Raw genomic sequence first — 23,352 nt, 5'->3', positions numbered from 1 at the left:
TATTAATCCTCCCTCAGGGGTTCCTATGGCGTAGCAGGCAATTGAAGCCAGAAGTGTCCCGGCGGATGCATCAGGTGAACATACGATATTCCCCTGGAAGAATCCTCCGGCCAGATCTCCCCCGCGAGCCTGGATTGACCTGCCAATTACATCAGCCCCTTTAACACCCGGAGCTTCGGGAAGTCCCATCCAGGTGTCGATGAGCACGAAATTCAACCAGGAAATAACAGCGGCTATTACTATTCCTAAAATTTCATTCATGGGATTCCTCCGATTCAGGTACGGGAACCACCTTTTCTAAAATAAACTTACTGAATAAAGCAGTGATGATCCCGGTGATTAAGGCCACAATGTATCCCTGGTAGCCTAACTCATATACTATGGCGTAGAATCCAATAGCTAATACTGCAGTTGGGAATACTGCGCTTATGGTCCAGGATTTCCTCATAGGTTTTTCTGGAAGCAATGGTAATCTTAAAATAACGCCGAGTATCAGTGCTGCCGCCAAGGCAATGAGGTAACTGATCACATTAGCATGAATAATCATGATAAATAGGTGGTCTCCTTGATCTATATAAATGTTTTTACTTGAGGATATTATGTGGGTTATTACTGACAGGGTTTCCCCAATTTCTGTGAAATTCCGGGACAATGTTAATGTTCCCTTGAAAGGTGAGTTAACTGTTAAAAAAATTATCTTTTAGTTTTTAATATCATTAATGTGGAACCTTTAGCTTCTTATTTATTACATTTTAGATTGAAATCTATTAAACTTATGGTGCCTTTACTTCAAAATAAATGATTTACAATATTTAAATCAGGGTATATGATTGTTATAATTAAATATATGGGATTGTTTTTGTCCATTTGGCCGCCTAAAATAATATTTTTTTTAAAATGTAAAGATATTATGAATAAAACATCCCTAACTACGGGATAACATAGATTTAAATAGTGATTTCCCTTAATTTTTTGTATAAGTTTATAGGTAATGGTATTAAATGTAAGATAGGATAATGGGGTAAAAATGAAAGCGTCTTTAAATGATTTAGGTAAAAAACTGTTGAAGGATCAGACTGACAGAACCACGATCCAACTGTTTAGATACATTTTTGTGGGTGGAGCAGCTTTCATAGTTGATTTTGGCTCTCTGTTCATACTCACTGACTTTTTAGGTGTTTATTATCTCATTTCAGCCGCAATAGCATTTATTTTAGGGCTATTTGCAAACTACATTTTAAGTGTAAATTGGGTTTTTAACAGAAGGACTGTGGAAAACAGAACATTTGAATTTGGAATATTTGCCCTTATTGGAATAATCGGTTTGGGATTAAACGAAGTTATTATATGGTTTTTCACAGACAACCTCCAGATGTATTATTTGTATTCAAAAATTATTTCCGCAGTGATAATTTTATTCTGGAACTTTTTTGCACGTAAATTCACATTATTCCGATAATTTATTATTAAATATTTTTCAGGGGAAAATTAATGGTTGATACTACTAAAAAAGCAATTATAATTGGTGCAGGCCCGGCAGGCCTCACTGTAGCCTATGAACTCTTGGATAAAACTAATATCAAACCTATAATCTATGAAAAAAGCCACGAAATTGGAGGAATATCTAAAACCATTACTTATAAAGGTAATAAAATTGATATTGGTGGTCACAGATTTTTTTCAAAGTCAGACCGGGTCATGGATTGGTGGATCAATATTTTACCACTACAGGGAGCTCCCGCCAGGGATGATATTGCGGTCGGACGTGAAGTACCCCTTTCCCAAGACTTTCAGAAAAGGAACATAGGTTCTGTGGACCCAGAAACTCATACTGCACCGGATCCGGAAAATGCAGATGAGGTAATGCTCAATCGCAGTAGATTGTCACGGATATTCTTCCTGCGAAAGTTCTTTGATTATCCAGTATCTCTTAATTACAATACTTTTTCTAATTTAGGACTAAAAAGAACTTTAAAAATAGGTTTAAGTTACATAAAAACATCTTTTAGTAAAATTAAACCTGAAAAATCTCTTGAAGACTTTTTTATCAATCGTTTTGGTGTGGAACTATATCTTACCTTTTTCAAGGACTACACTGAAAAGGTGTGGGGTGTTCCCTGTAAAGAGATCACTGCGGACTGGGGATCCCAAAGAATAAAGGGACTTTCAATTACCAATGCAGTTATTCATGCTTTTAAAGAGATATTCACCCAGGATAACTCTATATCTCAGAAGAACGTGGAAACCAGTTTAATAGGTCAGTTCATGTACCCTAAGTATGGTCCCGGACAGCTATGGGAAAAAGTGGCAGAATTAATTACTGATAAAGGAGCAGAAATACATCACGGCCAGGAAGTAGTGGGAATTGAGGCCACAGATGACAGAATAACTGCTATTAAGGTAAAAGATGAGGAAACTGATCAACTAAAGAGAATAGAAGGAGACTATTTTTTCTCCACTATGCCAGTTAAAGATCTTATCCACTCCTTTGGGGAAGAAGTACCACCAGAGGTTTCTCTTGTAGCCCAGGGCTTAATGTATCGTGATTTTATAACCGTGGGTCTACTTCTCAATGAGCTGAATATAAAAAATCAAACCAAATTGAAAACTGTTAATGATCTGGTACCTGACAACTGGATATACATTCAAGAAAGAGATGTCCAGGTGGGCAGACTTCAAATTTTCAATAACTGGAGCCCTTATCTAGTAGAAGACGATTCAAAAGTGTGGATTGGTCTGGAATACTTTTGTAATGAGGGTGATGAAATGTGGGAAATGTCTGACGAGGATTTTACCCATTTTGCCATAAAAGAACTTGAAAAAATAGATATTATAGACAGTAAAGATGTTATTGATAGTGTGGTTATAAAGGTGCAAAAGACCTACCCTGCATATTTTGGCACCTATGATCAGTTTGACACAATTAGGGACTACACGGATAGCTTTAAAAACCTATTTTTGATAGGAAGGAATGGTATGCACCGTTACAATAATATGGACCACTCCATGCTCACCGCCATGAATGCGGTGGAAAATATAATGAAGGGAGTAAAATCCAAGGAAAATCTATGGGAAATAAATGCTGAAGAAGAATATCATGAGGAAAAAAGATAAATTAACTCTCGGAGTTTAAATAATTTCTATTTATCCCATGGTAAGCATGGTTTACTGAAATTGAAAATATTTCATAAAATTTTTTTCATCCATATACAATCAAAAATATGGATATTGTTAGGGAAATAATAATAAATAAGATAATTATTAGTTTTAAATATTTAAATTCATGATTTAATTTCTTATTATAAAAAATAAGTAACAAAAGGGGCATTACTGGAATAAAGTACCTGCTTTGTATACCTAATATATAATTAACGCCTACTTTGTTCCAAGTTATATATATTAAGGTAGTTGTGATAGCTAAAGTAATAAAGAATGTGATTAATGATATAGATTTTTGTTCAATAGTTACGTTTATCTTATTTTTATCCAGTAGTGGCACTGCCATTAAAAATAGAGTATAGATGCACACTAACCATAATGGTAATGGGTTTTCAAGTGCTCCAATAGAAAAATTACCGATTAACATCGTCAAATGAAGATTAATATTGTATAGATAAGATTGCAACACTATTGTAAGGTAGTTAAAAGGATTATGAATAATTATTGAAATCTGCTCAGTAGTTGATACACCTGGAACATGACTAGGTATGTACAGCCCACTATTAATGGCACTCCATGTTAATATAAGCAATGAACCAACTGCAAATATTAAAAAAATATTAAAAAAACGTTCACGTCCATTTTTGAATTTGTTTTTAGGGATCATGAAAAATAGGAATATTATAATAAAATAAGTTGGTTTAGTAAGACTAACTAGAGATACTAGTGCCAATAAAATGTATTTGTCTTTTGCAGTGATTTCATTATTATCCAATGATAATTTAAAGAAAAAAGCCACGGTTAATAATACTATTCCCATTGTAAAACTATCTGCAGAAAGTGAAGACGCTTCAAAAAGGGCCATGGGCATTAATGATATTAAAAGAAAGACCCACTTATGAATAGGGGTCATTTTAATAGCTAAATAGCACAGAAAAATCCATAACAGTAAATTTGCCAATCTACCCATGTAAAGCAGAATTATTGGTGAAAAATTGAATAATTTTCCAATACTGATTGCAATTGCCGAGGCTAAATAGGGAAGGGGAGAATAGCTAGCAATCGCGATCCCAGATATATCATAAAAAACTCTATCATTACTATTAAACGGGAGATATAACTCCGGCGATAATGAGTTTATGGAAAAATTGTTAAATGTAACTATCACACTTTCTGGAACATAAATTCCCGCACCTTCACCAACTTTAGTTATTTTTAGATGCCCATCACTGATATCTAGTGTTTTGTAAAAATGTGGCCCTTCATCAGGTACCATGAAGGGAGTAAATATCAAAAATATTAACCCATAAACTACAGCTATTATTAGAAAAATTTTTTCCGGTTTAGCCTTATTAATAATATTAATCATCAGTACTATTAGTAATCATCAATTTATAAAGTTAGTGTCCTGATAAACCTAATAAAGCAGACTTAACCTTAAAATATGTAAATTGTATCTACAATACATTTTGATGCTTTAAATTCAAATCAGAATATTCAAGGGGCTACCAGAAATCCCGGTAAAATCCTAGAAATTATTATAAAAAAAATAGCAAGTGGTGTAGTTACTTTCACAGAAATGGACAATAATAACTTCAGAAAATAAATTCACATCATCTAAATAAAAAGTTATTGGTTATATGTAAATAAAAGAGAATTAGGGAGTCCTATTCTCTTTATTCATGAAATAGTTTAACTGGTCCTTCAGTATATCATTCAGACTGTAATCAATTTTACTGCCTAATTTCTGGATTTTATGGGTGTCGGCAAATAAGATTGGAACTTCCGCTGGTCGGAATCGGTCTGGATTGAAATCAATCAAAACTTTTCCTTGTTCGGTGTCCACGTTGATTCCTTTATCTTCCAGTTTGTATTCCAATTCATTTTCCAGGATTAACTGGTCAACTTTGGTTTTAGGGAACTTAATACCAAAAATAGGGCTTTCATCAACTTCAGTGGGGTCCTGGATTTCTTTACCCCCATTTACTGCTTCGATTTTGTTCACATTCCATCCTGCTTCTTCTAAACCAACCAGGATATAGCTGAGAACAGAGTTAGTGCGCATGGAACCCTGGTTGTATACTTCTCCAGAGTGTCCCTTTTCTGCAAGTAACAGGTATCCCTGGACAATATCCTTTACATGGGACCAGTCACGCAGGGCATTGAGGTTTCCAATAACAATACGGTCGGTTTCACCAAATTTAAGTTTCATAATCTGGTTGGTCACTACGGAGGTAACGAACATGATCCCTCTTCCAGCTCCTTCGTGGTTAAATGCCCGGGAAACCACAGTATCCACACCGTAAGAGTGATAGTAATTGCGCATCAGATAATCCCCGTAAACCTTAGACACGGCATAAGGAGACATGGGTCTTAGGGGGTTAGTTTCCTTTATAGGTACTTCTGGTATCTCTTCTGGTTCGGGGAAAATTGTTCCGTATTCTTTTTTAGCATTTTCATACTGTTCCTGGGAAGATAGCACCAATCCATATTCTTCACTGGAACCAGCAAAGACAATTTTCGAGTCCTGGTCTTTAATACGTAAAGCTTCCAGCAGGTTAGCAGTTCCCATACAGTTAATGTTCTGGGTTTCCTGGGAGTTATGGAAGGATCTTTCCACAAATGATTGAGCAGCCAGGTGGAAAATGTAATCTGGCTCAGACTGGTCAAGAGCTCCAGATAGAGAGGTTATATCGGTAAGATCCCCTTCAATCAAGTTCACATCGTTGCTGATTCCACGGTCGATGATGTTTTTAGCTGTTGTTCCATCAGCCCTTCTTCTAATCAATCCATAAACATTAGCTTCTCGGGTGACGAGTTCTTTAGCTAAATAAGAACCTGCAAATCCACCTATACCGGTTATAAGAACATTTTTGTCTTTCCAATTCATGTTAATACCTCTTGATATGGTTAATATAAGTTAAATTAAATTGAAAATTCTCTACCACTATTTAATTAATTGAAGTATAACTTATTTTTTCGGTTTATTAATTGGTTTAAATCAGGATTTTAAAAATATTATTATGGTGTTGTTTTTTCATATATGGCCACCACTCCAAATGTTTTTATGATATGATAACCTTGGAGATTGGGATGGGATTTATTGGAATCAAAATAATAGTAAACCCCGTTTTTATGCAGATAGTCAGCGAATTCCTCGGTATTATTGTAATTTTTTGGATACGCTCCAGTGGTGTCTTGGTGGAGATACCAGGTTACTGCGTTGGGGTAATCCGAACCAATTACTTTACTACTGTAACCGGGGTCATATCCTTTAATCCATTCACTGGCATTGTTTATATCCACGGTGAATGTTTTTTGGGGGGTGTGTCCAATGTAGGTAGCGGTAGCTGATGATAAACATATTAATGCTACCATTAAATAAATCCATCCGGATTTAGAATTTAGGCCTTTAATTCTAGGTTTTAGTTCCCCAATAAATTGACTTAAACCCAAAATTATGAAATAAGTAAATGCCGGGGCCATGGTGATGAAATATCTATCCACTTTAAAGGGTAAAATGCCGTGGAATATGAAATAGGCACCAAACCAGGATAGAAACATCAGGTCCAGAGCTAATTTACTATCCACTTCAAATTTTCCCCGGGCCATAAATCTATATAAAAGATACACCAAGACCAGTAAGAAAATTTCGCTCAGAATTAGAGATTTATTATAGAAACTGAGAACTAAACCCATGAAGAGAACTAAAACCACGATGAGCTTTCCTAAATTGGCAAGATTGGCCCGTGAAATATCATTTTCCTTTCCAGTGCTTAAAACCCGGTAAATATATGAAGAAATTCCCATAACACTTATTATGGCAATTATATATGCCAATACCGAAGGAATACCTTCAGAAGGATTCAATAATTGACGGTAAGTGCCCTGAACTGGTCCTAACGAGATATAATTCAACGAATTCTGAAGGAAATATAATAAGTTTGAGTTATAAGCTACATCTTCCACACCGGAGGATGAAGAGGTTACAACATCAAAAAACAGTCCGAATAGGGCACTGGTGTCCAGCTGCAGTATGAAGTATGTGAAAATGGCCAATAAAACTCCAAGCTCTATTAAAATTCCCAAAATAACCTTCTTTTTCATGTGGAGAATCTTTTTAACCTGGTTTAGATTAGCCAAAATGTAGAAAATCATGGGGACGACTATCAAACCCGCAGTGTACCTGGTGAGTAAGGAGACAACCAAAAGTGGCAGTACCAAAAACAAAAACTTTGAATCCTTATTTAATCCAATTACCAGGAAATAAAGTGCCCAAATTGAAAAAACAACTCCTGGAAGATCTATACCTCCACTTACAGCCCAAGCCATTATCACTGGTAAGGAAATGAAAATTAAACTCCCGGCTAAACTCTTGGTAGGATCGAATCTCTCCTTTAACAGTAAATATAATCCAATGACTCCTAAAATAAATATTAAACCACTTATAAGGAATATTACATCCACGGAAACATATCCCATTCTGAAAACAAGGGAGGTCACTACGGGAATCAGGGGTGGTAGGTGATTAACAACTCCACTACTTCCCATATTTGCAAAATGAAGGGCATTATTCAGATAGTTGAAAACATCCCAGTAAGGAACACCTATTTTTATTTGAACCTTCAAAAGATAAGCAACCAGCACTCCTGTAATCAGGATCAGTATGGTCAGTGGTTGGTGAAGCAATTCACCTAACTTATCAAAAAAAGATCCATTATCTTGGGCTCGGTCCAATATACCACCAGTCGGCACTGTTAATTTTTCCACAACTATTGATTTTTAACGAACCACTGCACAGTTTCGCCCAGTTCATCAGCAAAATTGATGGATGGTTTAAAGTTTAATACTTCTGCTTTGGAGACATCAGCTAGGGAATGTTTTATGTCACCGGGTCGTGGTTCCTCGTAAATGGGGCCCATATTTTTACCCAGTGTTTGGTTAATTACCGGGACCAGCTGATTGATAGTAGTTCTTTTTCCTGTGGCTATATTATATGCACCCGTGTAATCTGACAGGCATGCTCTTAAATTTGCTTCCACAATGTGTTTAACGTATATGAAGTCCCTACTCTGTTCACCATCACCAAAAATAACTGGTCTTTCCCCCTTCAATATACGGCTAATAAAATGTGGAATTACCGAAGCATACTGTGAATTAGGGTCCTGCCGGGGGCCAAAAACATTAAAATATCTAAGGGCAATGGTGGGTAATTCATAGATATCCGCAAACAACTGACAGTACATTTCTCCCACAGCTTTACTCAGGGCATAGGGTGAAACTGGTTTAAGGGGGGTGCTTTCAGATAAAGGTAAGTTAGTGTTATCACCATAAACAGCTGCTGATGAGGCGAAAACCACCTTTTTAACTCCACTGTCACGGGCAGCTAAAAGAACTTTCAGAGTACCTGTGATATTTACTAAATTACACTGGATAGGATCAGCTACACTGGCCGGCACACTGGCCATTGCTGCATGGTGGAAAACATAATCACAACCTTCAAAGGAGTTTACCAGATCAATTTCTGTTATATCCCCCAGATCCAGGCTAATGTTACTGAAATCAAGGTGTTTGATATTTTTTATACTACCCGTGGTTTCATTGTCCACAATAACCACTTCATTTTCTTGACAGAGCCTCTCCACCAGATGGGAGCCAATAAACCCAAGACCCCCAGTAACTGCTACTTTCTTATTTCTCATAATAATCCTCTAACAATATAAAGTGATGATCTATCTTAACCCTATTTTTTGATGAATCTAGTTTACATTTACCAGAATGAAAAGTGATCGGTAAACATTTTTTGTTTCCGGCAATTTATATAAATCAAATTGAATTTTATATTGGCCTGGAGAATTTTCGGAAAAGTTGAATGGTATTTCAATTTGTTCATTGTTTTTGAGGGTTATTTTCTCATTTTTTAATGTTTTGTTATTTTCCGTAATTTTAAGCAGATAGTCTGAATTCAAATTTTCATGGTTAGAGACACCCACAATAAGATTACCAATTTGGTTAACGTTTAGATTAGTGGGATAATCACTTGCTTTCCCTTTTGTTCCCAGTAGGTAGAATTCTGTATAGTTATCACCTTCATTGGGATTTAATATTATATAAAATATTCCAATGATCCCTAGTATTATGCCAATTATTATTATTATGGAAATAAGTCCTTCAACCTTCATGGAACACTCCCTTAGTAATGGTAATTATATTTATAATTAGTATTTCACTTCCGTAAATTTTTATTCTCAATGTATTGAATTTTTTTTAACTCTGCCTGTGATTCTTTTTGTTAAAAAACTAATGTCTGTAGAGACTAAAGAGAAGTTAATACCTAATATAATTAATTAAAATTAAATAGTTTTCGTGGTCTTGATTTGAGTTGCTGGAAAAATAAAAAAAATAAGGGGCTAAAGCGATCTTTGGGCATTGATAGTGGAATAGTAGCTATTAAAAGCCAATTGCTATCATGTTCTTGCTTGGTTTAAGATTGCAGTTGCCATTTCTAAAATATTACCGCTGGTTACTAAGAAGTTGTATCCATGGTTGATCAGGAACTGGTCGGGATTATTCAGTCCATCAGTAGGCACACCTTTTGAATTGTAGCCAGAATCTGGTAAGTATGTACTGAAGTCATCGTCGTGTGCTCGTGGAAGGAAGTTAACACCGCCATTTAATTTCTTAGTTGGTAAATTTGTTATATCAACTGCCGGTGGTGAAATCCAGATGGAATAAACTTTTCTAGCTCCTTTAATACCCAAATAGTAACTTTGTGCCATTGCATAGATAGTTCCAGCGCAAGCTCCTCCATAAATGTCGACTACTAATGCATCTTGAGGTACATCTGTATCACGCAGAACACCATTTTGTGTATCAGGACCTACATCCCATCCAACAGCAGATATTCCCCATGACTGTAATATACTAGCTATGGATGCCAATCTAGCCCAATCTCCTTCAGTAGTTGTGCTTATCCTATCGCTGGTAAGGTAAACTGGTCTTGCCCAGGGTTTCATTGCGGCGAAGGCTGCTTTGTTTCCGCTGGTGTTGTAGTAGTCGAGGATCATGCTGTACATGTATACGAGGTTTTCGTAGCGTAGGTATGTTCCTAGGCTGGTTTTGTAGGCGAAGTCTGGTGTTTTTCCGCTGGTGTCCATGTAGTTTTTGATGTCGTTGGCTATTTTGAGGTATTCTGTTTTGGGAATGTTTCCGGCTACTATGTTTTCTAGGGGTTTTGTGGGTGCAGTGAAGTTTTTTAGTGTTACGGGGTTGTTGTTTCCGTTGTTGATTTGTATGGTGGTAGTGGCTAGTAGTTCTAAGAATTGAGGCATAGTAACGTTGGTCGTGCCAATGAGTACAGTTTTTGGTAACAACCGGGTTGTTTCTATGGTATTCCTGACTGAGGTTGCTGCTTGTTTAATTTGGTCTATGGTAAATGTTGCGAGGACTGGTTGAGATACAACGCTCCATGGTTTCATTGCTGCGAAGGCTGCTTTGTTTCCGCTGGTGTTGTAGTAGTCGAGGATCATGCTGTACATGTAAACTAAATTTTCATATCGAAGTTGAGTTCCTATACTAGTTGGACTAACATAGTTTGGTGTTTTTCCAGTGGAGTCCATGTAGTTTTTAACGGCATTGGCTATTTTGAGGTATTCTGTTTTGTAGATGTTTCCGGCTACTATGTTTTCTAGGGGGTTTGTGGGTGCGGTGAATGTTCTTAATGGTATGGGTTTGTTGTTTCCGTTGTTGATTCTTATTGTGGTTGTGGTTAGTAGTTCTAGGAATTGTGGCATGGTAACAGTGGTAGTGCCGATTAATACATTGTCGGGTAGTTTGTCGTAAGTTTCGATGTAATCTCTGACTGTGGTTGCTGCTTGTTTGATTTGGTCGATGGTGAATGTGTTAAGTACGGGGAGGTTGACTATGGTTATTGGTTTCATTGCTGCGAAGGCTGCTTTGTTTCCGCTGGTGTTGTAGTAGTCGAGGATCATGCTGTACATGTATACGAGGTTTTCGTAGCGTAGGTATGTTCCTAGGCTGGTTTTGTAGGCGAAGTCTGGTGTTTTTCCGCTGGTGTCCATGTAGTTTTTGATGTCGTTGGCTATTTTGAGGTATTCTGTTTTGTAGATGTTTCCGGCTACTATGTTTTCCAGAGGGTCTTTGGGTGCGGTGAATGTTCTTAGGGTTATGGGGTTGTTGTTTCCGTTGTTGATTTGTATGGTGGCGGTGGCTAGTAGTTCTAAGAATTGAGGCATAGTAACAGTGGTAGTGCCGATTAATACATTGTCGGGTAGTTTGTCGTAAGTTTCGATGTAATCTCTGACTGTGGTTGCCGCTTGTTTAATCTGGTCTATTGTAAAGGTAGTTGTTGGTTCTCCTGCGGCCATATTGTCATTAGAAGGAGAATTACTTAATTTTGATTGATCAGGATTATTTGCATTACTTGTGTTTGTATCACTTGTGTCTGTGGTAGTCGTGATATTAGCGGTTAAATTAGTGCTTTCGTTGTGAGATAGGTTTCCGTCTTCGGTTGCGGCGTAAGTTCCATTGATACTTACAACAGCTATTGCAAGTAGTAGCACTACAAAAAATATCTTTTTAATTTTATCGCCTCCAAATCAAAATCCCTTTAAAGTATTAAAAATTAATTTTACAGTATTTTTATGTTATGATTGAATACTTTTTAAGGATTTCAAAAAGTCATTTAGACGTATATTAATATTAAAAATTCGTTATTATATATATTTGTTGATAGAAAATTTGAAAATAAACATAATTTGGGGCATTTTTATATCTTAGAACAGATTAAGATGGGGTAAAACTCAAAGTATTAAATTTCATTTTTCAGTCATCTTTTTTTTAAACATTATCTCGTTCAAACAATTATTTCTCTAAAAAAAAGCCTTTGATGAGTGATTAGAAGTGGGGAGTTGATGCTATAAAAATGTAGTTAAAAAGCTAATTCAGAATAATTTAAATGTATTCAGCCATTAACATTTGAAGTGATTTTAGGTAATATTTTATGAATTTCAATCCCTTAACTTTACAATCCTTAATTGAAAACCTTTATAAGACATAATCTAATCATCCATACTAAGAATGATAAGTTGAATTCATCTATTGATTAATCCAAGATTAGATTAGCTAAATGCCAAATAATTTCCACTTACATCACATTGTATTGAATGAGGTATTATCAATATGAGCGTAGCACGTCGTGTAGCAAAAAACACTACAGCATTAATATTATCTAATATTATAGCTTATGTGTTCACTTTTCTTACAACTGTATATAGTGCAAGATATTTAGGGGTTGAAGGTTGGGGAATCATATCTATAGCACTTTCTATCACTGGTATTTTTGGTGTATTGACCGATCTTGGTTTATCAAGTCTTACTGTAAGAGAAGTTGCCAGAGATAAATCATTAGCGGATAAATATTTTGCAAATACCACTGCAATAAAAATTGTTTTAGGAATTATAACATTTGGAGTTATTGTAATAGTTTCTTATTTAGCAGGTTATTCTCAACAGATTATTAATGTAATTTGTGTTATGGCAATTTCTACTATATTAGGTTCGTTTACTGGCGTATTTTACTCTATTTTACAAGCTTATGAAAAAATGGAATATCAATCTTTAGCTACGATTATAAGTAATGTTATAATGTTGGCTTTAACATTATCAGTAATATATTTAGGATTATCTGTTGTCGCTTTTGCGTCAGTGTATGTTATTGTAGGCATATTTGGATTTTTATATATTTTCGTTATTTATGTGAAAAAAATCTCTTTACCCTACTTAGAAATAGATATTAATTTTTGTAAATCTGCATTTAAAGAAGCCCTGCCTTTTGCAGTAACAGGAATATTTGTAACAATCTATTTTTGGTTAGATTCATTCCTGCTTTCTATGATGGTAGGTAATGAGGCAGTTGGTATTTATAATGCAGCTTACAGGTTAATTTATGTCTTTTTATTCATACCTAACCTTTTTATCACCGCTTTGTTCCCTGTAATGTCTAGGCACTTTGAATCAGCAAAGGAACTATTAAAACTTGAATATCAAAAATCGTTTAAATATTTGTTTGTTGTAGCAATCTTTATCCTTATTTATGGTTTTGTATTTGCAGACGAGATAATACTACTTATTTATGGAGAAAAGTTTGTGCTTTCAATTATTGCTTTACAAACATTGATTTGGGCAATTCCAATAATATTCCTTAATGCCTTATTTACCAACATGATGAATGCTATGAATAAACAGAGATTAGTCACTGTTGTAGTGGGTTCGAATGCATTATTTAATGTGGTTTTGACTTTAATACTTATTCCTAACTTTAGTTTCGTTGGTGCTTCTATTGCCACAGTTCTAACTGAAGGATTGGGTTTCTCATTACTATTTTATTACATTTCAAGACACTACTTTAAAGTTTCCTTGAATTATTATATTCTCAAACCAATTTTAAGCGGTATAATCTTGGGAATTTTTGTTTATATTATAAAAACACAACTAAATTGGATATTAGCAGGAATTATTGGGTTATTTATATACCTAATTGTTATTTATGTTATGAAAATAATTAATAATGAAGATATAAATCTTCTGAAGGAAATTTTACCATTTGAATTTAATAAACAAAAAGATGATTAGGATATTATTAAAGCGTTAGCTGTTACCTGTGCTCTTAGTGAAATTAATTATATGAATCGTGATAATGTGAAAATTGGAATTTATGCCCCTGATTTAAGTGCTTATGGTGGTGGAGAAAAGTATATCTGCAAAATTGCAGAGATCCTGGCTGAAAAAAATGATGTTGAATTCATTGTTTTCGAAAAACCTAATGTAGAAGAACTGGAAAGCCGGTTAAATGTTGATTTACAGGGAGTAAATATTCGGAAATTCGAATTAAATTATTTTGTCCAAGTCCTTCATTTACACAAACACGTTAAAGCATTCCTGCTAAAAAAAATAACCAAACAATATGATATTTTTATAAATCAAGATATAAACACGGTTATTCCCGCTAATTCATCTAAGAATTTTTATATATGTCAAATTCCCCCCACGAATATTAAAAGAAGTATTTTTGAAAGGGTGATGGCAAGAACTTTCCTTGACCAAAACCTTAAGACTTATGATAAAATAGTGGTGTACTCCACGTTTGTTAAAAAATGGATTGAAAAATATTTCGATAATAAAATAGAGATATTAAATCCACCAGTTGATATAGAAAAGTTTCATCCTGGTCCAAAAGAGAATAAAATAGTAAGTGTGGGTAGATTTTTCACAGGAGCACATAGTAAAAAGCAGTTGGACATGATAAAAATCTTTAAAGAATTATATGATAATAATAAATCAGTAAAAAATTGGGAATATCATTTAGCGGGGGGTGTAGGTGATATATCCGGAAATAAGGAATATTTAAGACTTTGTCAAGAAGAATCGAAAGGTTACCCCATACATTTTCATGTTAACACCTCTCTTGAGAACCTGATAGACTTATACAGCAGATCAAAGATATTTTGGCATGCTACAGGGTTTAATGAAGATGAAAACAAAAACCCGGAAATTATGGAACATTTTGGCATAACCACCGGTGAGGCAATGTCTGCGGGATGTGTTCCTGTTGTTATAAATAAAGGAGGACAACCGGAAATTGTTCGTGACGGGGTGGATGGTTTTGTATGGAATGATTCAAGAGAGTTGAAGGAAATTACTTTAAAGATTATAACTGATGAATATTTATTGAAAGAAAAAAGTTATGCAGCTATTATGAGGATAAAAGAATTTGGAATGGATAATTTTGTTAATAACACTAAAAAATTATTTAATTTTAAAGAATAATATAAATTTATTATTCTTTTTTTCTAAGTTTTGAGTATTTAGAAAAGCCTTTTCTAATCTTTAGCCCCATATAAATGATGATCTTTGATAAGGATGCCATAAATACTCCATGGTTTTTCCTAAAATAAAGAACACGGAATTTATGCATATAAGGGTCGTTTATCCATTTATCTTCCTGTGAAGCGCCACCAATGTGGACTATTTCACATCTAGGATCATATATTACAGAATATCCTGCTTCGTGAATCCTTTTACAGTAGTCTACGTCTTCCACTGTGAAGAAATAATCCTCATCTAATAACCCTACTTCTTCAATTTTCTTTTTTTCCATCAGCATAAAAGCACCTATGACATTGCCTACATTGTGTGGTTCTTTCCATTTATTCAAATCAGGATAAGAATTATTATCTTTTAATAGAATATATTCCTGAATTAATCCTTTAATAGAAGGCAATTCTGCACACGAAACCTGAAAGGATCCATCTTCACCCACTAGTTTCGGAGCCCATACTCCACATTTATTATTTTTAATATAATCTATTCCAGTGACTAAACATTTTGAATTAATAAAAGCATCATTATTCAATAGTAAAACAAATTCACCTTCACTAGCGAGAATACCTTGATTATTCGCTTTAGAAAAACCCTTGTTTTCAATATTTTCAATTATATAAGCATCAGGTATAAGCGTTTTAAGTTTATCAGCAGTTTCTTGGGCGCTGTTGTCAACGATTATCACTTGAGTTTTTATATTTGCATCTTTAGTTGCATTAATCACATAACTAACACATTTCGATGTGAGATTTACATTTTTATAATTTAATATTATTACAGATAGCATAATCTTCGTTATCTTAGCACTTCCTTTATTTTCTTAAAACTTATTATAGTTCATAATAGAAATTTATGTATTCAATGGTAATATTTATTATTTAATGAATTCAATTTGATAGTGGTGAATCTGTGATTAGATCCAAATTTACCAAAGGCAATAGATAAAACTATCTAGATTTCTTTGTTTGTGGAGCCAAAAAAATGGTGCTTTCAAGAGCTAAAAATGCGGCTAAGGATAAAGGATATATTTATGTGATCCGTTCAGGGATTAAAATTGTTAGAGGACACGTTTATAATTTAATTCATAAAGATAGTTTCCAATATTATTATTACAAAATTTTTAAATCAAGATTATATTTTGAATTTAATGAGAAGAGGTATAATTATTTTTATCATATTTACAATACTACTTGGAAGAATGAGAGAACAATTGAAATTCCTATAATGATGGAAATTATGGGTAGCAGTGATTCCAAAAGGATCCTTGAAGTTGGAAATGTTATTTCTCATTATTTCCCTGCAAATCATGACATTGTTGATAAATATGAGAAAAACAAAGGGGTTATTAACTGTGACATCTCAGAAATCCCGAGTTCTGAAAAGTATGATCTGATTGTCAGTATTTCAACTTTGGAACATGTTGGTTGGGATGAACATGTTTTTGATAATAATGTTCAGGGGGATATTAGTTCTTTAGATGATACTAAAATTCCAAAAGCCATCAGAAAACTCGAATCTTTACTTAATAATCGAGGAAAAATTATTGTTACCTTGCCAATTGGATATAATGGAATATTAGATAAATTATTAAAAGATAAAAAGCTTCCTTTTAGTGAAGTTTACTATTTGAAACGAATTAGTAAAGATAATCAATGGAGGCAAGTTAGTCGGGAAGATATTGATAATCTTAATTATGATTTCATCCCATATTATAGAGCTAATGGATTAGTTATTGGAATTATTGAAAATTTTCTGATCTAGAAAATAGAGATAATGAATATAGTTACTAATTTATCATTTTATAAATCTTTTTACACAAATTGGACCAATTATATTTTTCATTAACTTCTTTCATTAATTTCTTAGGATTTTTTTCCAATTTTCCAGGGTTTAAAATTAATTTTTGTAGCCTTTCAGCCAAATAATCACTATCATCCTGTTTGATTAATTCACCATAACCAATTATTTTTAGCAGATCTTTTGCTCCACCAACATCAGTAGTAACAAGGTAATTTCCAAAATAGGCCGCTTCTATTAATGCTATTCCAAAGCTTTCGGATCTTGAAGGGAAACAAAAGATTTTTGATTGAGAGTAAAATTTATAGATCTCATCTCTGTCAGATACATATCCTTTAAATATTACTTTATCTTTTAGATGAGGGTTTTCTATAAAATATTTTTTGATATATTCTTCTTCAAATGATTTTTCTATACTGCCAATAAGAACTAATTTCCAATCCTCTAATTTTTCAATTTTGGAAAAAGCTTCTAATAAAACTTCAGTTGCTTTTGCAGGAGTCCCTAAATTTCCTACAGTTAAAATATAATTCTTTTTTTTAGGTATTTTAGTTTCTTGGCTAATATATATTCCATTGGGGATGTGAATAAGCTTATTTGGAGGTATAGTTTCGGTTTCAATTAGTTTCTTATATTGTTTAGACGATTCCACGCTTATACAGTCTATTAAATGTTTAATGGCAATCTTTTGCAGGAATCCAAAAACTCCCTTTTTGTTTATCAAGATTGAAGTTATTAAATCATCAGCATCCAATTTTACATAGGTTTTTCCCTTGGGATTCAAAAGTTTGTAAACTAAGAAATAAGAGAAAATACCTATAGTATCATGAAGATGAAATGATTGTAATACATCTATTTTTCTAGAATTTTTTATTAGATAACATAAAACATCCCTGGTTTCAGTCTTAAATTTTTTATTAAGGAAAATTAATTTTAGATATTCATTATTCAACTCCTCTTTGAGATAATCATAATCATCATTATTATAAGTGAGAATTGCCGCATCATAATCGAAAGATTTTCCCATGGTATAAGGTAAAAGTCCCACATCTTTAATCAAATGCAAATTCATGAGTTTTGGAAAAATGCATAAGTACTTTTTTTTGGAATTTTTCATAATATTCTCCTGATTGATGAGTAATCGGTAGTCTGGCATGGTACATAATGAAGTGTTTCAATTCTTTATTGGGTTATATATTTTTCTTTTCTATAATTAGTTTCTAAGTTATATGATGTTAAATCGGTGTTGTAATCAAAAGCTTATAATATTAACTTCCTTTGGCGAATAGTATTTAACTAACCGGTTATTTATAAAAAAGAAATGTAATATATTTTTTTTAAAAAATTATTTAAATAGATTATTTCAAAAAAAGGGTTTAAAATGGTAAACTAGCGTAGTATCCCCTATGGATATAGTTTGAAGTATCCCAATTGTTAATAACTCCAAATTCATTGTAGTTATTACTTCCATCGGCATTAAACCATGCACCAACGTAGATTTGGGCCCAAACATGACCATATGTTCCACTTGCAAAATTACAGGTTCCATGTTCATAGCGTGCAGCTAGGCCTGTGGCTCGGCTTAAAGCGACAATTAAATGTGCAATATCGCAGCAATTCCCATTTCCATCATTTAAAACCCCAAGTGCTCCTTTGGTAGTATTGTAATAAAAGGAATATTCCACACAATCTCTGACCCAGTTAAAGATTTTAACCGCTTTTTCATAAGGATCAGTAGTATTTCCAACAATACCATTAGCATAAGCTATAATAGTTGGATTATTTGATTGACAATTAGCTGTAGCTCCTAAATACGATTCTAAACCAGTTGGTCCAATATATATTACTGCTACCCATGGTTTCATTGCGGCGAAGGCTGCTTTGTTTCCGCTGGTGTTGTAGTAGTCGAGGATCATGCTGTACATGTATACTAGGTTTTCGAATCTAATTTTAGTTCCTAGACTAGTTCCATATGCGAAGTCTGGTGTTTTTCCGCTGGTGTCCATGTAGTTTTTGATGTCGTTGGCTATTTTAAGGTATTCTGTTTTATAAATTAATCCACCTATAATGGATTCAGAAGGTGTTGATGGTGCACAGTATGTTCTTAGTGGTATGGGTTTGTTGTTTCCGTTGTTGATTTGTATGGTGGCGGTGGTTAGTAGTTCTAGGAATTGTGGCATGGTGATGGTGGCAGCGCCAATTCTTACTCTGTCTGGTAAGCTTTGTTGACTTTCAACATAAGTTCGTACATTGGATGCTGTAACTTTAATTTGATCTATGGAAAAATAAGTGGTTGGTAATGTTGGTTCTCCTGCTGCGTAGTTGCCAGTGTCGGGAACTGCATTTAGTTGTGTTGTGTTGTTTAAAATAGCGTTACTAACATAAGTGCTGTTATTAGAATAAGATAAATTGTGTTCTTCACTTGCAGCATGTACACAATTCACACTAAACAATGTTATCGCAAAAAATAGTGTTAATAACAATTTCCTGCTAATTTTACCCCCTCCAATTCCAAAATATTTAAATCAGACAAAGATATTGGTATATATAATGAAAGATTTATATTTCTTACAAATTTTAGGTGTGTTCTGATGAATTATGATGGTAATACACATCAATTATAATAATTTAATATTAAATATTTAATAATATATATATCTGTTGATTAAGAATTGTCAATTTAAACGTTTTCAGAGGTTTTTTTCTTTTTAGAAACTGTTCAAATTAAATTTATTATTTGAATATTTTTTTCATCTTTTTTTAATTTTACAGTTGCTAAAAAATTTTTCAATTAGTTAGACCATTTTTTAATGTTTCAGGATGATATTCTTAATAAAAAGGACATACTTACTTAAAATTATAACTAAAGCAATTATTAATCTGACTGGGAGGTTTTAGAAGGCTTTCTAAGCTAACATTTATTATTAATATTTCACCAGAACTAGCTTAAGATAAAAATAATATCGTGATTATAATAATAAGAATATGATATATGAATTATAGAATAGTAAGTTAAAAATAAGGATAAATTTACAAATAAAAGGCCCATATAATTAGTTTGAGGAAAATCAAAAGATCTAATTGAGAGGGCAGTTGTTGAATAGAATTATTATAATCTAAAATGTGAAATAATGAGTTTTCCACGAGTGGCCATCCTAATCCTAAACTGGAATGGATGGGAAGATACATTAGAGTGCCTTGAATCAGTATATCAAATTAACTATCCCGAATACAATGTAGTAATAGTTGATAATAATTCTGAGGACGTTTCAATAAAGAAGATAGAAGATTACTGTGCAGGTTATATAAAAGTCAACTCTGGCTTTTTCAAGTATCAAAATAAAAACCCCATTAAGATTTTTGAATATTCCAGCACCGAACTTCAAAGTTCGAAACTCCCTGAAAAGGATGCTATCAATTCAGTTAAGCCTAACGAGAAATTAATCCTTATAAAAAACCATAAAAATTATGGTTTTGCCAGGGGAAATAACATAGGGATAAGTTGTGCGCTTAAGAACTTGGATGCAGATTATGTGTTACTATTAAACAATGATACAGTGGTGGATAAAGATTTTTTAACGGAACTAGTGGATGCGGCAAAAAATAACGATAATGTTGGTTTTGTTGGGCCCAAAGTTTACATCTACAGTGATAAAAATACTTTACAGGTGGCTGGTGGGGCTCAAGTGGACCTAAAACATGGTGAAGTGGATGAAATTGCCTACCACCAGCGGGATGAAGGTCAATTTGATCACTATCTGGAACCAGATTATATTGGTGGAACCTGTATGCTATGTTCCCGGGAAGTAATAGAAGAGGTTGGAATGCTGGATCCCGGCTACTTCATGTACTGGGAAGACGCTGATTGGTGTTTCAGGGGCCGTAAACAGGGTTATAAATCAATTTATGCCTTCAAATCCAAAATATGGCATAAATACGGGGCTTCCAGTGATACTCCATTTAAAATGTATTACTTTACCCGGAACCGAATTTACTTTGTGAAAAAAAATAGTACCCGTGGGGAATTTTTCCTCTTTTCAATGTTTATCCTGGCCGTAACCCTATCTAAATCACTCCGCCAGTTGATACGTCAACGTGATTCTAAAATGAGTTATGCTTATCTTAAGGGTTTTTTTGATGGCATAACCCTTTCGGTTAATTCAAAGGTTAAAGTGTAAAATAGTTAGTAATTAAAATAATAATTTACTGGGGAATTAAATGGAACCAAGACTAAAAATTGCAGTTTTTCACAATTTGCCCTCAGGAGGGGCTAAAAGAGCATTATATGATCATGTTAAACATTTAATCGATTCCGGCAACATTGTAGATGTTTTTATTCCTTCCACTGCTAACGAGGAGTATCTACCACTTAAAGAAATTGCCGCCAATGTTAAAGTTTATCCTGTACACAAGAATATTTCCAGTTACCTGTTATCTCTTATACGGTATCGTCTACCTGTTGGTGAGTTGAGTAATCTGGAGAATGCTCAGAAATTAATAGCCAATGAAATAAATGGAAGAGATTACGATGTTGTATTCTGTGAACAGGACCAATATTCCATGACTCCATTTATAATCCAATACATTGAAAAACCGGTTGTGTATTATTGTCAGCAGCCTTTAAGGCATGAAGAAGCCATCCTTAAAAAAATTGCTAAAAATAAGTCGGGTATTAAGGACTCCCTTAAAGGATGGGTTTACCGTTACATTGATAATCGTTTTGTGGCTATTGATAAAAGATTAGCAGAATCTGCAAAGTACACTCTGGCCAATTCCTACTTTTCTCACGAGTCCATTTTAAAAACATATGGAATTAATTCTTATGTTTGTTATCTGGGGATAAATACCGAACTTTTCAAGCCAGTGGAAGATGTTCTGGAAAAAAATATGGTATTATCCGTGGGAAGTTACATCTCCATGAAGGGTCATGATTTTATAATCAGGTCTTTGGCATTCCTAGATCCTGAAATTCGCCCTAAATTTGTTTTAGTAGCGAATAATGGTGATAATGAATGGAAACAACATTTGGAAGAACTGGCAGAAAGTTTAGATGTTGATATGGAAATTTTGACTTTAATTAACGATGATAGATTGGTTGAACTTTATAACCAGGCCCGGTTGGTTCTGTATTCATCCTACCTGGAACCATTTGGACTGGTACCACTGGAATCTATGGCCTGTGGAACACCAGTAGTTGCAGTTAAAGAGGGAGGGGTTAGAGAAACAGTGATCCATAATAAAACTGGACTCCTCACCGAAAGAGATGAAGAACTTTTTTCCAGTGCGGTAGAGGAGTTACTGCAGGATGAAAGTAAGAGATCCAGGTTTTCCAAAAATTCAGTGGAATTAGTTCGAAACCACTGGACACTTGCTGAAGCGGGAAAAAGATTGGATTGGCATTTGAACCGGGCTAAAAATAGTAAATAGGTATTAATTTCTAAATAATTGGAGAATTCGAAAATGAATAACAATGACCCTCATGTTTCCATTATAATTTTAAACTGGAATGGCTGGGAAGACACTCTGGAATGCCTGGAATCACTCTATGCCATCGATTATGAAAATTACAATGTAATTGTGGTGGACAACGGATCACAGGATGATTCCTTGGAAAAGATCAGGGAATATTGTCAGGGTAACCTTAAAACTGAGTCACCATTTTTTAAGTATAACCTTCATAACAAACCAATTAATCTAATTGAATTGGATAAAGATGATGTTGATAAAGCAGAGATATCTGCCAGGGTTAGCACCAAATCACCAAATCTTTATCTTCTAAAAAATGATAAGAACTATGGTTTTGCCGATGGAAATAATATAGGGATAGATTTTGCCCTAAATAATCTTTTTACTGACTATTTAATGCTTTTAAACAATGATACTGCTGTTGATAAGGATTTGATAAGTCCTTTAGTTAAAACTGCTGAATCAGACCCTAAAATAGGTCTGGTTGGCCCGAAAATTTATTCCTATGATCGCCCCAATGAGATTCAAACCGTAGGATTTAATATAAAATGGTCCCGGGGTGAAATTGTATCCATTGGTCATACAGAAAAAGATGAAGGCCAATATGATAAAGTAACCAATGTTGACTGTGTATCCGGCTGTTTAATGTTAATTAAAAAGGAAGTGATCCAGAAAATGGGAAAATTCCTGGATCATGAGTACTTTCTGTACTACGAAGATATGGATTCCTGTGTCCGCACTAGGAAATTAGGATACGAGATATATGTTGTTCCGGATTCAAGAATATGGCACAAAACTTCATCCACATCCAAAAAAGCAGCCCAAACTGCGGGTTATTACACCTCCAGAAATGTATTCATTTTCATGAAAAAGTATTCGCAAAAAAACCAGTATCGTTCATTTCTGGTGTACTTCTTTATTTATAAATTATGGTACTCTATAGGGCTCAACACAGTTTATTACAGGGATTTAAAAGCATTTATCCCAATATTAAGGGGTACCAGAGAAGGTTTAGGTTGGAAAAAGTAA

The 23,352-nt window shown here is 34.0% G+C and carries 19 protein-coding genes (1 of these 19 only partly in view); 8 read left to right on the top strand and 11 right to left on the bottom strand.

Going from position 1 to position 23,352, the window contains the following annotated elements:
• Positions 1 to 261 carry the 5' portion of a hypothetical protein gene (locus tag CIT02_RS02440; RefSeq protein WP_048073378.1) on the bottom strand. 243 nt of this gene lie to the left of the window's left edge, so the window shows 261 of its 504 coding nt (coding positions 1-261); the start codon lies at positions 259 to 261; its stop codon lies beyond the left edge, outside the window.
• Positions 254 to 547: an energy-converting hydrogenase A subunit A EhaA gene (locus CIT02_RS02435; RefSeq protein ID WP_048073960.1), complete on the bottom strand. Its 294-nt coding sequence runs from the start codon at positions 545 to 547 to the stop codon at positions 254 to 256. The genes CIT02_RS02440 and CIT02_RS02435 overlap by 8 nt, the downstream gene beginning before the upstream one ends.
• A gap of 480 nt (positions 548 to 1,027) precedes the next feature.
• Here CIT02_RS02435 and CIT02_RS02430 point away from each other — a divergent pair, with 480 nt between their 5' ends.
• Positions 1,028 to 1,459: a GtrA family protein gene (locus tag CIT02_RS02430; RefSeq protein WP_292613710.1), complete on the top strand. Its 432-nt coding sequence runs from the start codon at positions 1,028 to 1,030 to the stop codon at positions 1,457 to 1,459.
• Positions 1,460 to 1,491: 32 nt separating this feature from the next.
• Positions 1,492 to 3,114 carry an NAD(P)/FAD-dependent oxidoreductase gene (locus tag CIT02_RS02425; RefSeq protein WP_292613708.1) on the top strand — a complete coding sequence of 541 codons (1,623 nt, stop codon included), beginning with the start codon at positions 1,492 to 1,494 and terminating at the stop codon, positions 3,112 to 3,114.
• Positions 3,115 to 3,199: 85 nt separating this feature from the next.
• Here the strand turns inward: CIT02_RS02425 and CIT02_RS02420 are convergent, their stop codons facing one another.
• From CIT02_RS02420 to CIT02_RS02395, 6 genes are all read right to left on the bottom strand, one after another.
• Positions 3,200 to 4,528, bottom strand: a complete 1,329-nt coding sequence (locus CIT02_RS02420; protein WP_292613706.1) for a DUF2142 domain-containing protein — start codon at positions 4,526 to 4,528, stop codon at positions 3,200 to 3,202.
• A 288-nt stretch (positions 4,529 to 4,816) separates the two neighbouring features.
• A complete protein-coding gene (locus tag CIT02_RS02415) occupies positions 4,817 to 6,049 on the bottom strand; it encodes a GDP-mannose 4,6-dehydratase (RefSeq protein WP_292613704.1) in 1,233 nt (410 codons plus the stop codon).
• A 131-nt stretch (positions 6,050 to 6,180) separates the two neighbouring features.
• Complete coding sequence (locus CIT02_RS02410) at positions 6,181 to 7,896, bottom strand: glycosyltransferase family 39 protein (RefSeq protein WP_292613702.1); 1,716 nt, start codon at positions 7,894 to 7,896, stop codon at positions 6,181 to 6,183.
• A gap of 35 nt (positions 7,897 to 7,931) precedes the next feature.
• Complete coding sequence (locus CIT02_RS02405) at positions 7,932 to 8,861, bottom strand: SDR family oxidoreductase (protein ID WP_048073375.1); 930 nt, start codon at positions 8,859 to 8,861, stop codon at positions 7,932 to 7,934.
• A 57-nt stretch (positions 8,862 to 8,918) separates the two neighbouring features.
• Positions 8,919 to 9,341 (bottom strand): DUF1616 domain-containing protein, encoded by a 423-nt coding sequence (locus CIT02_RS02400; protein WP_292613699.1) that lies wholly within the window; start codon positions 9,339 to 9,341, stop codon positions 8,919 to 8,921.
• Between the two features lie 285 nt (positions 9,342 to 9,626).
• Positions 9,627 to 11,414 (bottom strand): pseudomurein-binding repeat-containing protein, encoded by a 1,788-nt coding sequence (locus CIT02_RS02395; RefSeq protein ID WP_292613697.1) that lies wholly within the window; start codon positions 11,412 to 11,414, stop codon positions 9,627 to 9,629.
• A gap of 946 nt (positions 11,415 to 12,360) precedes the next feature.
• On the opposite strand from CIT02_RS02395, the gene CIT02_RS02390 reads away from it, so the two are divergent.
• Positions 12,361 to 13,812 carry a flippase gene (locus tag CIT02_RS02390; RefSeq protein WP_292613695.1) on the top strand — a complete coding sequence of 484 codons (1,452 nt, stop codon included), beginning with the start codon at positions 12,361 to 12,363 and terminating at the stop codon, positions 13,810 to 13,812.
• Positions 13,813 to 13,878: 66 nt separating this feature from the next.
• Entirely contained in the window at positions 13,879 to 15,006 is a 1,128-nt protein-coding gene (locus tag CIT02_RS02385; protein WP_292613693.1) for a glycosyltransferase family 4 protein, read from the top strand.
• Positions 15,007 to 15,016: 10 nt separating this feature from the next.
• Here CIT02_RS02385 and CIT02_RS02380 read toward each other — a convergent pair whose 3' ends face one another.
• Positions 15,017 to 15,847, bottom strand: coding sequence for a glycosyltransferase family 2 protein (locus tag CIT02_RS02380; RefSeq protein ID WP_292613692.1), 831 nt, complete (start codon positions 15,845 to 15,847; stop codon positions 15,017 to 15,019).
• 194 nt (positions 15,848 to 16,041) lie between these two features.
• On the opposite strand from CIT02_RS02380, the gene CIT02_RS02375 reads away from it, so the two are divergent.
• Positions 16,042 to 16,821 carry a hypothetical protein gene (locus tag CIT02_RS02375; protein ID WP_292613690.1) on the top strand — a complete coding sequence of 260 codons (780 nt, stop codon included), beginning with the start codon at positions 16,042 to 16,044 and terminating at the stop codon, positions 16,819 to 16,821.
• A gap of 25 nt (positions 16,822 to 16,846) precedes the next feature.
• Here the strand turns inward: CIT02_RS02375 and CIT02_RS02370 are convergent, their stop codons facing one another.
• Both CIT02_RS02370 and CIT02_RS02365 read right to left on the bottom strand, forming a co-directional pair.
• Positions 16,847 to 17,974: a glycosyltransferase family 4 protein gene (locus tag CIT02_RS02370; protein WP_292613688.1), complete on the bottom strand. Its 1,128-nt coding sequence runs from the start codon at positions 17,972 to 17,974 to the stop codon at positions 16,847 to 16,849.
• Positions 17,975 to 18,233: 259 nt separating this feature from the next.
• On the bottom strand, positions 18,234 to 19,340 hold the full coding sequence (locus CIT02_RS02365; RefSeq protein WP_292613686.1) for a transglutaminase-like domain-containing protein: 1,107 nt from the start codon (positions 19,338 to 19,340) through the stop codon (positions 18,234 to 18,236).
• A 648-nt stretch (positions 19,341 to 19,988) separates the two neighbouring features.
• Here CIT02_RS02365 and CIT02_RS02360 point away from each other — a divergent pair.
• From CIT02_RS02360 to CIT02_RS02350, 3 genes are read left to right on the top strand one after another with little or no spacing between them, the layout of a single operon-like run.
• Positions 19,989 to 21,035, top strand: coding sequence for a glycosyltransferase family 2 protein (locus CIT02_RS02360; protein ID WP_292613685.1), 1,047 nt, complete (start codon positions 19,989 to 19,991; stop codon positions 21,033 to 21,035).
• Positions 21,036 to 21,075: 40 nt separating this feature from the next.
• Positions 21,076 to 22,284 carry a glycosyltransferase family 4 protein gene (locus tag CIT02_RS02355; RefSeq protein WP_292613684.1) on the top strand — a complete coding sequence of 403 codons (1,209 nt, stop codon included), beginning with the start codon at positions 21,076 to 21,078 and terminating at the stop codon, positions 22,282 to 22,284.
• Between the two features lie 33 nt (positions 22,285 to 22,317).
• On the top strand, positions 22,318 to 23,352 hold the full coding sequence (locus tag CIT02_RS02350) for a glycosyltransferase family 2 protein (protein WP_292613683.1): 1,035 nt from the start codon (positions 22,318 to 22,320) through the stop codon (positions 23,350 to 23,352).

Origin of the sequence: Methanobacterium sp. BAmetb5, assembly GCF_003491305.1 — an archaeon.
Lineage (GTDB): Archaea > Methanobacteriota > Methanobacteria > Methanobacteriales > Methanobacteriaceae > Methanobacterium.
Note: the sequence above shows the minus strand (reverse complement) of the source record. Positions and strands in the feature narration are given on the sequence as shown.

Bases quoted from the DNA above. Each gene is read 5' to 3' on its own strand.
- CIT02_RS02435 (WP_048073960.1), bottom strand. From the start codon at position 547: ATGATTATTCATGCTAATGTGATCAGTTACCTCATTGCCTTGGCGGCA.
- CIT02_RS02430 (WP_292613710.1), top strand. From the start codon at position 1,028: ATGAAAGCGTCTTTAAATGATTTAGGTAAAAAACTGTTGAAGGATCAG.
- CIT02_RS02425 (WP_292613708.1), top strand. From the start codon at position 1,492: ATGGTTGATACTACTAAAAAAGCAATTATAATTGGTGCAGGCCCGGCA.
- CIT02_RS02420 (WP_292613706.1), bottom strand. From the start codon at position 4,528: ATGATTAATATTATTAATAAGGCTAAACCGGAAAAAATTTTTCTAATA.
- CIT02_RS02415 (WP_292613704.1), bottom strand. From the start codon at position 6,049: ATGAATTGGAAAGACAAAAATGTTCTTATAACCGGTATAGGTGGATTT.
- CIT02_RS02405 (WP_048073375.1), bottom strand. From the start codon at position 8,861: ATGAGAAATAAGAAAGTAGCAGTTACTGGGGGTCTTGGGTTTATTGGC.
- CIT02_RS02400 (WP_292613699.1), bottom strand. From the start codon at position 9,341: ATGAAGGTTGAAGGACTTATTTCCATAATAATAATAATTGGCATAATA.
- CIT02_RS02395 (WP_292613697.1), bottom strand. From the start codon at position 11,414: ATGCCTCAATTCTTAGAACTACTAGCCACCGCCACCATACAAATCAAC.
- CIT02_RS02390 (WP_292613695.1), top strand. From the start codon at position 12,361: ATGAGCGTAGCACGTCGTGTAGCAAAAAACACTACAGCATTAATATTA.
- CIT02_RS02380 (WP_292613692.1), bottom strand. From the start codon at position 15,847: ATGCTATCTGTAATAATATTAAATTATAAAAATGTAAATCTCACATCG.
- CIT02_RS02375 (WP_292613690.1), top strand. From the start codon at position 16,042: ATGGTGCTTTCAAGAGCTAAAAATGCGGCTAAGGATAAAGGATATATT.
- CIT02_RS02370 (WP_292613688.1), bottom strand. From the start codon at position 17,974: ATGAAAAATTCCAAAAAAAAGTACTTATGCATTTTTCCAAAACTCATG.
- CIT02_RS02360 (WP_292613685.1), top strand. From the start codon at position 19,989: ATGAGTTTTCCACGAGTGGCCATCCTAATCCTAAACTGGAATGGATGG.
- CIT02_RS02355 (WP_292613684.1), top strand. From the start codon at position 21,076: ATGGAACCAAGACTAAAAATTGCAGTTTTTCACAATTTGCCCTCAGGA.
- CIT02_RS02350 (WP_292613683.1), top strand. From the start codon at position 22,318: ATGAATAACAATGACCCTCATGTTTCCATTATAATTTTAAACTGGAAT.